Below are 12145 nucleotides of genomic sequence, written 5' to 3'. Positions count from 1 at the left end.
AGTTCTGTATTAAAAGTTAGGCAACACTTTCAGGTGTCGCACGCCATAAACTTTCCAGATCATAAAATTTACGTGCTGTTGGTAGCATCACATGTACGACTACAAATCCTAAATCGATAAGGATCCATTCAGCGTCTCGTTCACCTTCAACACCAATTGGGCGAAAGCCTGCTTTACGTGCTTCTTCAGCAACATTGTCAGCAAGTGCTTTAACATGGCGTGTTGATGTCCCGCTCGCGATGACAATTGCATCTGAAACGTTGCTAATAGCGCTGACATCAAGTTGAATAATATCTTTGGCTTTTACATCAAGTAGAGCTTCTTGTACGACTTTTAAACAAGTCTGTACATCTTCATTTTGAGTGTTCATTGCAAGTTCGTGAGAATTAGAAGCGCTGGGCGATGGTTCTAAATTCATATAAGGTATATTTTCCAGAAAATATCTCACCTTCTAATATAGCGCTTTTGTCTAAAAAATACAAATTATACAATGCAATCGTTTGCCTAAGTACACACTGATTTAATAGCTATGGTTGTTTGAAAAATATTTTTCTTTCCATGCAAATGACTGATTTGAATGAGATTGTGGTTTGTATTCTGCTGCAATAAAGCCTGTGTAGGCGCTTTGTTTTAACCATGAAAAAATTGCAGAATAATCAATTTGTGCAGTATCTGGTTCGTGACGACCTGGGCAGTCAGCAAATTGGATGTGCCCAATCCAATCAATATTTTCTTGTAAGGCTGCCAGTACATCTTCGCCCATCATCGCCATGTGATAACAGTCAAATTGCATTTTTAATGCAGGATGCTGTACTGCTTCTAACATTTCTTGGCCTTGTGCAATATTTTGAACTAAGAACCGTGGCATGTCTGTACCATTAATCATTTCAAATACAGGCTGAATATCACGATTAGAGAGCAGATGACAAGCCAGTTTTAAATTGTTTGCCAATGTATTTAAACAGGGGAGTAAGTCGGCATCTTGTGGTTGTTTACCTGCTAAAATATTGACGTTTGGAACATTGAGCGCTTCTGCATATTCAATTGCAAGTTCTAAGGCTTGATGAAATGCTAGTTCTCGACCAGGCACACCAGCAAGACCGTTTCCACCTTGCATCAAGTCACCGGTGGGAACGTTGATCAGGCAAAGGCTGAGGTCATATTGTTCAAGCTGTGCTTGAATCTCTTCAATGCTTAATTCATACGGAAATTGAATTTCGACATTGTGGAAGCCATGAAGATGTGCCAAAGCAAAGCGTTCAATGAGCGGCACTTCAGTAAAAATCAAGGATAGGTTTACTGCGAGTTTAGTCATAAGAACGCTCCTTGCTATATTTGGACTCTCATCTTCAATGTAGTAGGCAATAGATTATTTTTCAACTTATTTATGTGTAGTTCCGTGTATTTTAACCCGATTTATTTTCCACTTGATGAATGACTGTGGCTAAATCAGACTCAGCAAATCCGTTGTTTTGATGGCTTTGTAATTGTCCCAGTGCACGTTGAGCCACAGGGATTTCTAAATCAAATTTTTGTGCAAGTTGAATGGCATTATTTAAGTCTTTAGAAAGCGTTTGTACTTTCCATTGTACGGGCTCAAAAGTATGTGTCGCCATGCGTGGGGCTAAAATTTGGAAAGGTTTTGAGTCGGCAAAACCACCAGCCAAAGCCGGCGCCAATAGGGTTGTATCTACACCTGCTTTACTGGCAAGCGCAACAGCTTCCGCGATCAAGGTGCTATTGGCAGCAACGATCAGTTGGTTGCAGATTTTAGTGGCTTGTCCAGTACCTGTTTCACCCATACGGGTGACACGCTGTGACAGGATATTGTAAATGAGGCTCAATGCTTGGATCACCTCAGCATTTCCCCCAGCGAAAATGACCAGCGTGCCATTTTCAGCACCTGCGGTTCCACCTGAAACAGGTGAGTCAATCCAAATCACCTGTTTTGTTGTTGCGCTTTCCGCCAGTTGCTTGGTTTTATCTACAGATAAACTGGAGAAATCCACAATCACTTGCTTGGCTTGTAAATAGGGCTCAATGTGCTCATAGACTAGCTGTACAGCTTTATCATCAGCAAGGCAGCTGAGAATAATCGGATATTCTGCAATATTCTCAAGTTGTAATGGGTGAGCACCTAGATCAATAAGGGCGTCACAAGCAGATGCTGTTCTGTTCCAGACAGCGACATGCAAGCCTGCTTGGATTAATCGGGTTGCCATACGGCTACCCATTAATCCCATCCCTAAAAATGCAATTTTACTGTTACGATCAAAATTCATTTTATAACTCAAAAAGCTTTCAATAATAATTTTGGATTATTTGTATTGGCGCGGTAAAAATTTTAATTCAGGATTTTTATCCTTTTTACGTGCAATTTGACTATTTTTACCCAAGAGTAATTTTAACTGCCAAATCTTCTCTAAACGTAAAGATTTCTGAGGTTGATGTTCCATAGCATCTAAAACACGTTTAGCAGCCATCAGCGCATCTGGCGAGCGTTGCAGCATCTCTTCTGCAATGGCTTGAGCTTTTGCCAACGGTGAGTCGTCTACATGCGTCACCAAACCAATGTCTTTGGCATAATTGCCATCAAAAATACGTGCAGTGAGAGTAAGCTCTTTGGCTAAATCAATACCAATCACGCCCTTGATTGAGCGGGTTAAGCCCATGTCAGGCACAAGCCCCCAACGGCTTTCCATGATTGACATTTTAGTCTCTGGGTGTGCAATACGAATATCTGCAGCCAATGCAAGTTGCATCCCTGCACCAAAGCAGAAACCTTCAATTGCTGCAATGACAGGGACAGGCAGTTCTTGCCAGATCAAAAATGCTTTTTGGAATAGGCTTTGACCAGGTTTAATCAGTTCCCAAGCAGCAAAGGCTGTATTTTTTGGACTATTTAAGTCAGCAAGGTCAATACCTGCACTAAATACATTGGCTTCACCTGTTAGAATCACCACACGAATACTGCGGTCTTTTTTAATCTGTTGTGCGACGCTTACCAGTTCTCGGAGTAAAGCAAAACTCATGGCGTTGCGTTTATCTGGACGATTTAATGAAACTGTTGCGATACCATTGTTTTTTTCTATGTGTAGTAGTGCCATGATCTTGACTCATTTTTTCCTTGGTCATCAGCATAGCATGTGAATTGAATAGTTACATGACAGTAGAGTCACCGAAACTGTGTTGGTGTGCCAATTGGATGGTAAAGCCAAAACAGGGTTGAAACAGCGGCTTGTATAATTTTATTGGATTTCTAAAAAGATGATTGCAATGAAAAGATCATTCTAATTCATGGTGATTTAAAGAAACAATAAAACCGTATGTAAGATAAAACCCACAGTAAACTTGGGTTTTATACAGACGATTTAAAACAGCTCAAAACGCCTTAAGAAAAGCATTTATAGAGCTGAATCGGATAGAACAGCGCTGTATTTATGAAACGGGTAAAATCTGCTGTGCAGCTGTTTCAACTTCATGAATCGCCAATTGAAGTTCATCAAAGCGTTTCATCACATCTTGGATAAAGGCTTCATCTGCTTTACGACGTTCTTTGCGTAGCATCGAAATAAATTGTTCGAAATCGCCTGTAATGCGTTGCAATTTTGGTGTGCCGACATAACGGGTTGCACCATATAAGCGATGTAAGACATGCTCTAATTGAGGGAAGTCTTCCAGCTCAATGAGTTGCTCAATTTCAGCTAGCTCTGTTGGGAAGCTGTCGACTAACATTTTTAACAAATCTTGTGCGAGATCTTCTTTATTGGCTGCTAAAGCAAGACTTTGTTTCCAATCTAGAATATAAGCATCCAGCGCTTCGATATATACTGTATTTTCGATAGGTTGCTGATGTTGAATAAATTTATCGCTTGTCCAATTGGTGAGGATTTGAATGATTTGTTCAATTTGGATCGGCTTGGTTACATAATCATCCATACCGACCTTGAGTAATTTTTGTTTTTCATCGGCCAATGCGTGTGCTGTTAACGCAATAATCGGCATACGCATACCATCTAAGGTTGATTCCAAAGAGCGGATCGCCCGCGTGGTATCAATCCCTGACATGACTGGCATTTGAATATCCATAAAGATGAGATCAAAAGGCTTCGCACCTTGTTCAACCCCTTGCTGAATAATGGTTAAAGCTTCTTGACCACTGAGTGCCTTAGTGGTTTTTACATTCAATTCGCCTAACAATGCTTCAAGCACGATCAAATTCGGTAAATGATCATCTACAGCTAAAACATGTAAATCTTGCCCTTTAAAGTCTTTGTGATGCTCTTGTTCAAAGACAGGTTGATTGCTGAGCAGTTGAATCACTGAACTACGGCTCAGTGGTTGATATAAAGGACGCGCTTTATATTCAGTCAACATATTTGGATCAAGTGACATTTGATAACCATATACCGCTAAATGACCTTGATAACGACCACGAATTTCTTTAAGTAAGGCTTCAGTATCTCCACTATGATCAACGATCAACCATGTATTTTCAGTATTTTTTTCTAGGCTGTTTAGTCTGCTAAACAGATCTAAAATCGATTGTGCTTCGGCATGTCTAACTTGATAGTCTTCTAAATAATGACGTAATACATTGGCTGTTGCAGGATGGGCCAAGAAAGACACCACATTTAAGTTTTTAAATGATGGGTGAACAATTTCTTCATCTTCATTCACCGTTAACAGGGCAGTAAACCAAAAGGTTGAACCTTTTTCAGTAGGTGCACGTTCTTGGTTATCTTCAAAGCCAATTTGACCATGCATCAAATGTACTAGTTGCTTAGAAATGGCCAAACCGAGTCCTGTACCACCAAATTGGCGAGTGACAGAAGCATCACCTTGAGAGAATGATTCAAATAGTCGTTTACGATCTGTACCACTTAAACCTATTCCACTGTCTTGCACACTAAAATGCAGTAAACATTGCCCAATATCATCATGTTCCATACGCGCACGAACAATAATTTCACCATCGGGTGTGAATTTAATCGCATTGGAAATTAGATTGGTCAGTACTTGTTTAAAGCGTAAGGCATCACCAATGACATGTTTAGGCACATTGTCTGCAAAATAGAATGCCATCTCGATATGTTTTTGCGCTGCCAATGGCGAGAGCATATCCATGACATCGAAAATTGCTTCTTCTAGATCAAAGGGCGCGGTCTCAAGTTCTAATTTACCAGCATCAATTTTTGAGAAATCGAGTACATCGTTAATCAGGGCTAATAAATGTGCAGAAGACTTGCGAATGGTCTGTAAATATAAACTTTGATCATTGCTTAAATTGTCTTGGCGCAACATCAAATGGATAAAGCCATCAATACTGTTTAACGGGGTCCGCAATTCATGACTGATATTGGCAAGGAAGACTGACTTTGCCTGATTGGATGAAATCGCCTGATCACGGGCTTGTTTATAGGTAATGTTTTGAACTTCTAAGGTGTCTAATGTACGACGTAAATCATCTTCTGTTTGTTCAGTATGTTCTTTTAGTTCAAGGAAGCTGAAATGTAGCCGTTTCACCACATTGGCAATATCACGCTGTAATAAGCGTAGTTCACCGGTACTGTTGATTACCATATGTTGATCAAGCGTATCTGCATTTAAACGTTGCAGTTGCATCCGAATTTCGTACATCGGTGCAATCCACCGTCTTGAATAGAAGTTTAGACACAATAAAAGTAGCAAAAGGGTTAGCAAAGCAGTCGTAATCAAAACGATCATGACACGATAATGTGCAATTTCTAAAGGTTGATTATCAAGTTCAATCACCAACCACATATTTTGATCAGAGTTGATGGGGTTAAGTTTAATCCCATAAATATTATTGTACTTATTTTGAACAGGCCCAAAGAATGTGCCTGATTTTGGAATTTTTGGCCAAGCACGCTGATTTTGGTAGCCAACGCTTAAATGATTGACATTATTTTCATCTATGATTGCTGCACTCAATAAATGCTTTTCGTTAAACATTTTTTGTAAAATGCTTTCAGCTTTTGCGTGTTGTGTTGGATTTTGTTCCATTACTGCGGTGAGTTGCTCAGCAGTATATTGGTAACGACTCAATATCGCGATGGCTTGGAAACGCTGTTTAGACTTGGCAGCAGCTGACGTTTCAGAAAGAACAAGTGCTGTTCCAACACCTGCCAAAATCATAATTGGCACGAAAATTAACGCAATAAGTTGACCATAAGCGTGATTGAGTTTTAAGCGTTTAAAGAGTTTTTTATTGAAATTCGACATTGTTCCAGCAACTCATTGCCCATGGCAAAGATATTAACATGCTTTACTCATCCTGCATGACAATATGACTAAAAATCTTGAGAATTGGAAATAAGTTATGCTGTTTTATAGATAACTTTATCATTTCTAATTCTAAGTAAAGTTTATTTTTTTATATGTATTTAATTTTATTCAATAAACAAAATCATGATCCCACTTAGGCTTGTTGATATATATGAATTTAGTTTGATCATTCCAAGTAAAATAAAGCGGAAAGATGTGCAGTATGTTTCTTTTTTTCATACAATATGCCCACCTCGATATAGGTGCAACAGATGAGTCACACACAACCTGATTTCTTAGCCAACGAATTTTTGTTAGATCACTATGTAGGAAAAACTCCTTTAGTGCGTTTACAACGGTTGGCAAGTCATACTCAAGCAACAGTATTGGCAAAGCTGGAAGGGAATAATCCCGCTGGTTCTGTAAAAGATCGTCCTGCATATAATATGATCATGAAAGCTGAACAGCGTGGTCAAATTAAGCCAGGTGATACGTTGATTGAGGCGACGAGTGGAAATACGGGAATTGCGTTGGCGATGGTCGCCGCAATGCGTGGTTATAAAATGAAATTAATCATGCCAGGTAACTCAAGCCAAGAGCGTAAAGATGCGATGCGTGCCTATGGTGCTGAATTGATCGAAGCAACCAATATGGAAGTTGCGCGTGATATGGCTTTGCAAATGCAAAGTGAAGGCCAAGGTCTGGTGTTGAATCAGTTTGGGAATCCAGACAATGTGGAAGCACACTACCTGACCACAGGCCCTGAAATTTGGCAACAGACAGCGGGGAAAATTACTCATTTCGTCAGCTCTATGGGCACAACTGGCACGATCATGGGAATTTCTAAATATTTAAAAGAACAAAATCCAGATATTCAAATTATAGGATTACAGCCTTCAGAAGGTTCAAATATAGCGGGTATACGCCGTTGGCCACAAGAATACTTGCCGACAATTTTTGATCCAAAGCGTGTCGACCAGATCATGGATATTCCGCAAATTGAAGCTGAAAAAACGGCACGCAGTTTAGCGCGTCAAGAAGGCATTAGTGCAGGAACCTCCTCAGGAGGGGCTGTATGGGCATCTGTTAAAATTGCTGAAGAAAACCCAGATGCAGTGATTGTGTGCATTGTATGCGACCGAGGTGATCGTTATCTTTCTACAGGTTTGTTCTCTGTTGAGGATGAAGAATAGTTGCTTCAAGGTCATAAATTGCCTCATGATGGTAAAGTTGATTATTGAGTAAAGTTTTTATGCGCCTTCCAGTTTTAGTTTTTGATATCGAAACCCTGACAGATCTTAAATCTGGAGCGCATTTATATGGTTTGGATTTACCACAGGACGATTTAGAACAGGCGTTGGCAAAATTACGTCGTCAAGAATCAGGGATGGATTTTCAGCGATTATCTTTACATGAAATTGTCTGTATTTCGGGTTTGTGGATTGATGAAAATGGTGTGATGAAACTATTTTCATTTAGTCGTGAGCACTATACTGAAACTGAAATTTTACAAAAATTTTTATCTATCTTTGATAAAAGACACCCAACCCTCGTGAGTTGGAATGGTTCACAGTTTGATTTACCAGTGATTTTGTTCCGTGCAATGTATCACGGACTATCTGCGCCAAGTTTGTTTGATCAAGGTGAGATTGACACACAAAAAAGGTATAATAACTATCAGAACAGATATCACAACCGTCATGTCGACTTAATGGATGTTATGGCGATGTTTAACGGGCGTCATTTTCAGAAATTGGATGATGTTGCTCATTTATTGGGTTATCCCGGTAAACGTGGTATTTCAGGTTATTTTGTTCCCGAATATGTGAATACAAAGCAATGGCTGAAATTAACCAGCTATTGCGAAGGTGATGTTTTAAATACGTGGTTAATCTTCTTAAGATGGGCTTTGTTAAAAGGTCAAATTTCTTTGCAAGATCACCAGTTATGGATTCAAGCCTCTATTCATTATTTGCAAGGACAACCTCAACAACATGAGTTTTTAAATGTTTGGCGTGAAACGTCACAACGAACTGAATTTACTCAAGCAGATTTTTCCTCCACACCCGATTAGGTATCCCTTTGAAACATAAAGCAAAACCTCGACCATCTCAGCTTCCACAATATATTTTTAAAGTTGAAAGATTGTCACATGAAGGGCGAGGGATTGCGCATTATGGAACAGAGCTCAATCATCCAAATGAAAAGCAGGGTAAAAAAGTTTTTATTCGTTATGCACTACCTGGTGAAATTGTAAAAGCTCAAGTGACTCGTCAGGTATCTAAACTTGAAGAAGCGGACAGTATTGAATTACTCAGTGAGGCTAATCCACATCGTATTCAGCCGATCTGTCCACATTTTGGCATTTGTGGTGGATGTAATATGCAACATATCCATCCAGATGAACAAATTCGTTTAAAACAAGATGTTTTAAAATCGCATCTCAGTCACTTTGCGGGATTAGCGCCTGAACAATGGTTAGACCCATTGCGTTCAACTCGTTCCGATTATCGACATAAAGCCAGAATAGGTGTGCGTCATTTGCCCAAACAAAATAAATTGCTTATGGGGTTTCGTGAAGCACAGAGTAACCATTTAACTGAAATCCAAACCTGTAAAATTTTAGATATTGAATTGGATCAGGCCTTACCTGAAATAAAGGCATTACTCGAAAGTCTAAAAGGCAAAAGTAGCATTGGTCATATAGAATTAGCCAAAGGCGATAGCGAAATTTCATTATTGGTTCGCCATACTGAAAAATTAAAAGCCCATGATGTCAACCTATTGCAACAATATGCGTTACAGAAACAGTGGCAGTTGTATTTGCAACCTGCGGGTGTGGAAAGTGTACATCGAGTAGATCATGCTCAAGCCGACATGCATTTGCATTACCGTTTAAAAGATTTTGATATTGAGTTTGCATTTAATCCAACAGATTTTACCCAAGTGAATCCTACTGTAAATCCGCAGATGGTTAATCTGGCATGTGATTTGCTTGAGTTGAAAGCAGGTGAGACTGTTTTAGATTTATTTTGTGGATTGGGAAATTTTTCACTCCCGCTTGCTAAACGTGTGGGTGCTACAGGAAAAGTCATTGCTGTAGAAGGTAGTGAAGCAATGGTGAAGCGTGGTACAGAAAATGCACTGAACAATCGCCTCAGCAATGTTAAATTCTATTCACAAGATTTAACAAAAGACTTTTCGCATTATTCTTGGGCAAATCAAGGATTTGATGCATTATTGATTGACCCTCCTCGTGCGGGAGCAGAACAAGTTATGCATTATTTGCCCAAATTTGGTGCGCAAAGAATCGTTTATGTGTCGTGTAATCCTGCAACTTTGGCTAGGGATGCTGGGATTTTGGTACAACACGGTTATCAGCTCACTAAAGCAGGTGTAATGGACATGTTTACTCACACTGGGCATGTTGAATCTATTGCTTTGTTTGAAAAGAAATTAGAGATAAACGATTTATAATGAAATATAGAGTTAGAGGAGTAGGGTATGGTCACAGTACGTGAGCAACTTCCTGATGAGCTCAATGAGCTATCAGAGGAAGCGACTGTAGAGCATGCCGATGAAGCGCAACACGCTCTAGCAACTTGGCTAGATCGAGTGCGTGGAATTTTAGACGGTGCTGAACTTAAGCAGTTAGAAGAAGTCGCGCAATTAGTATTACAAAAAGAATTGGCGACCACAGTAAATTCCAGAACCAATACCTTTGCAACAGGTATTGGAATGGCTGACATCCTCGCGCATTTACATGTCGATGAAGATACATTAGCAGCAGCTGTACTTTATCGTAGCGTGCGTGAGGATCTCACCACCTTAGAGGAGATACAGCAGCAATGCGGTGAGCAAGTTTATAACCTTGTCAAAGGCACTTTGGCTATGGGTAAACTTTCTGAACTGATTGAAAAGAATAAACGGTTAGAAGATCACTTTAATAATAATCAGCGCGAACACCTGACAGGCATCTATAAGATGTTGATTTCTGTGACAGAAGATGTTCGTGTGGTATTGATTAAATTGGCTGAACGGACATTTGCTTTACGTGAATTGGCACACTCTTCAAAAGAGCGTCAAGAGCGTGTTGCACGAGAAATCTTGACCATCTATTCTCCTTTGGCGCATCGTTTAGGGATAGCTCAATTAAAATGGGAGCTCGAAGATCTTGCTTTCCGTTATTTGGCTCCTGAACGCTATAAAGAGATTGCTTCATTACTCAATGAAAAGCGGCTGGAACGTGAGCAATATATTCAGTTTGTGGTTGATAAACTGAAAGGTGAGCTTGGTGAGCATGATATTGAGGCAGAGATTTCAGGTCGAGTAAAACATATTTATTCGATCTACCGTAAAATGAAGAGTAAAAATCTGAGTTTTGATCAGCTATATGATATTCGTGCGTTAAGAGTTTTGGTTAAATCTGTAGCAGAGTGTTATCACGCTTTGGGCATTGTGCATCAAATTTGGCGCCATATTCCTCATCAGTTTGATGATTATATTACCAATCCAAAAGCCAATGGTTATCGCTCTTTACATACTGCGGTGATTGCAGAAAATAAATCTTTGGAAATCCAAATCCGTACCAAAGAAATGCATGAAGAAGCAGAGTTGGGTGTATGTTCGCATTTCAACTATAAAGAAGGCTCGAAAACCACTGATTATTCATTTAATCATCGTTTGCATTCATTACGTGCAGTCCTTGAACATTATCAAGAACGTACTGAAACCAGTGCACATCCCAATGAAGATGAAACAGAAGATTTTGAACAAATTCAAGATTTTGAAGGGTTCGAAAAAATCTATGTTTTTAGTCGTGATGGGGATATTAAAGAATTACCACGTGGATCGACGGTGCTTGATTTTGCTTATCATGTGCATACCGAGGTCGGGAATAAGTGCTATGCATCAAGGGTTAATCAACGCTATGTGCCATTAACCTATACTCTGAAAACAGGGGAACAGGTTGAGATTTTAACCAAGAAAGATCGTGAACCCAATCGTGATTGGTTAGTTAACTCATTGGGTTATATCAAAACTGCACGTGCCCGTGACAAGTTGCGCCACTGGTTTAGACAACAAGATCGCAGTAAAAATCTGGAAGTTGGGCGTGAACTACTCAATAAAGAGCTTTCACGTCTAGCGATTCATCCAAAAAGTATTGATTTAAGTGATTATTGTAATCATTTCAATGTAAAAACTGGTGATGACATCCTTGTTTCATTGGTAAGTGGGGAAATTAGCCTGCATGCCTTGATTAATCAAGTTAATCGCCACATGCACTTAGATCAAGATGAACCAGAACTTGTTCTAAAACCGACGTTAAATCCACGTGCAAGTCATACCTTATCTGCACATGGAATTTTAATTGATGGTTTGGATAATGTTGAATTACACATTGCACAATGTTGTCAGCCTGTTCATGGTGAATCGATTGCTGGATATATCACCTTGAATCGTGGTGTGAGTATTCATAAGGTTGCGTGTCCCGATTACATGCGCATGATCAAGTTAGAACCTGATCGTGCTGTTGAAGCCGATTGGGAAATGCAACCGACACGTGGGCAAAGTGTGCAAATTGTGGTGGAAGCTTATGATCGTCGTGGTTTGTTAAAAGATTTGACCCAAGTGATTTTTTCAGATCAGATCAATATTCGTCAGGTAAATACGATTTCTGAAGCAGATGGTATTGCCAATATGAAATTGTTGATTGAAGTGAAAGGTTTGGCGCAATTGTCTCGCCTTTTAGCAAGATTGGAACAACAGCCTGGCATTATCAGTGCTCGACGTTTGGTTCAAGGTAATTAAGCTATATTGCCTTGATCAGATTTTATGATTTGAACAATAACAAAAC

At 39.6% G+C, this 12145-nt stretch carries 9 protein-coding genes; 4 read left to right on the top strand and 5 right to left on the bottom strand.

The features are described 5' to 3' along the window. Nucleotides 1–16 precede the first annotated feature (16 nt). From rsfS to AC4CVF_RS21110, 5 genes are all read right to left on the bottom strand, one after another. Complete coding sequence (rsfS, locus tag AC4CVF_RS21130) at nt 17–418, bottom strand: ribosome silencing factor (RefSeq protein WP_336953562.1); 402 nt, start codon at nt 416–418, stop codon at nt 17–19. Between the two features lie 102 nt (nt 419–520). Then, the gene (locus AC4CVF_RS21125) at nt 521–1315 is read right to left on the bottom strand and encodes a hydroxypyruvate isomerase family protein (RefSeq protein WP_419358844.1); all 795 of its coding nucleotides are present in this window, start codon (nt 1313–1315) and stop codon (nt 521–523) included. Nucleotides 1316–1406: 91 nt separating this feature from the next. Continuing rightward, nucleotides 1407–2282: an NAD(P)-dependent oxidoreductase gene (locus AC4CVF_RS21120; RefSeq protein WP_419327661.1), complete on the bottom strand. Its 876-nt coding sequence runs from the start codon at nt 2280–2282 to the stop codon at nt 1407–1409. Nucleotides 2283–2318: 36 nt separating this feature from the next. Continuing rightward, nucleotides 2319–3107 (bottom strand): crotonase/enoyl-CoA hydratase family protein, encoded by a 789-nt coding sequence (locus AC4CVF_RS21115; protein WP_004725906.1) that lies wholly within the window; start codon nt 3105–3107, stop codon nt 2319–2321. 331 nt (nt 3108–3438) lie between these two features. Then, nucleotides 3439–6246 carry a GacS-like sensor histidine kinase gene (locus tag AC4CVF_RS21110; RefSeq protein WP_336953565.1) on the bottom strand — a complete coding sequence of 936 codons (2808 nt, stop codon included), beginning with the start codon at nt 6244–6246 and terminating at the stop codon, nt 3439–3441. 314 nt (nt 6247–6560) lie between these two features. On the opposite strand from AC4CVF_RS21110, the gene cysM reads away from it, so the two are divergent. Genes cysM through AC4CVF_RS21090 form a run of 4 tightly spaced genes read left to right on the top strand, consistent with a single transcriptional unit; the run spans nt 6561 to nt 12099 of the window. Continuing rightward, nucleotides 6561–7481: a cysteine synthase CysM gene (cysM, locus tag AC4CVF_RS21105; RefSeq protein ID WP_336953566.1), complete on the top strand. Its 921-nt coding sequence runs from the start codon at nt 6561–6563 to the stop codon at nt 7479–7481. A 59-nt stretch (nt 7482–7540) separates the two neighbouring features. Next, nucleotides 7541–8362: a 3'-5' exonuclease gene (locus AC4CVF_RS21100; RefSeq protein ID WP_336953567.1), complete on the top strand. Its 822-nt coding sequence runs from the start codon at nt 7541–7543 to the stop codon at nt 8360–8362. Nucleotides 8363–8370: 8 nt separating this feature from the next. Continuing rightward, entirely contained in the window at nt 8371–9765 is a 1395-nt protein-coding gene (gene rlmD, locus AC4CVF_RS21095; RefSeq protein WP_419819975.1) for a 23S rRNA (uracil(1939)-C(5))-methyltransferase RlmD, read from the top strand. A 27-nt stretch (nt 9766–9792) separates the two neighbouring features. Beyond that, nucleotides 9793–12099 (top strand): RelA/SpoT family protein, encoded by a 2307-nt coding sequence (locus AC4CVF_RS21090; RefSeq protein WP_336953569.1) that lies wholly within the window; start codon nt 9793–9795, stop codon nt 12097–12099. The last annotated feature ends 46 nt before the right edge of the window (nt 12100–12145 follow it).

The sequence above is a fragment of the Acinetobacter sp. LipI_19 genome (assembly GCF_058242925.1).
Note: the sequence above shows the minus strand (reverse complement) of the source record. Positions and strands in the feature narration are given on the sequence as shown.

What these genes read in the sequence shown, in the direction of transcription:
- rsfS (WP_336953562.1), bottom strand. Translation starts at nt 418, where the DNA reads ATGAATTTAGAACCATCGCCCAGCGCTTCTAATTCTCACGAACTTGCA.
- AC4CVF_RS21125 (WP_419358844.1), bottom strand. Translation starts at nt 1,315, where the DNA reads ATGACTAAACTCGCAGTAAACCTATCCTTGATTTTTACTGAAGTGCCG.
- AC4CVF_RS21120 (WP_419327661.1), bottom strand. Translation starts at nt 2,282, where the DNA reads ATGAATTTTGATCGTAACAGTAAAATTGCATTTTTAGGGATGGGATTA.
- AC4CVF_RS21115 (WP_004725906.1), bottom strand. Translation starts at nt 3,107, where the DNA reads ATGGCACTACTACACATAGAAAAAAACAATGGTATCGCAACAGTTTCA.
- AC4CVF_RS21110 (WP_336953565.1), bottom strand. Translation starts at nt 6,246, where the DNA reads ATGTCGAATTTCAATAAAAAACTCTTTAAACGCTTAAAACTCAATCAC.
- cysM (WP_336953566.1), top strand. Translation starts at nt 6,561, where the DNA reads ATGAGTCACACACAACCTGATTTCTTAGCCAACGAATTTTTGTTAGAT.
- AC4CVF_RS21100 (WP_336953567.1), top strand. Translation starts at nt 7,541, where the DNA reads ATGCGCCTTCCAGTTTTAGTTTTTGATATCGAAACCCTGACAGATCTT.
- AC4CVF_RS21090 (WP_336953569.1), top strand. Translation starts at nt 9,793, where the DNA reads ATGGTCACAGTACGTGAGCAACTTCCTGATGAGCTCAATGAGCTATCA.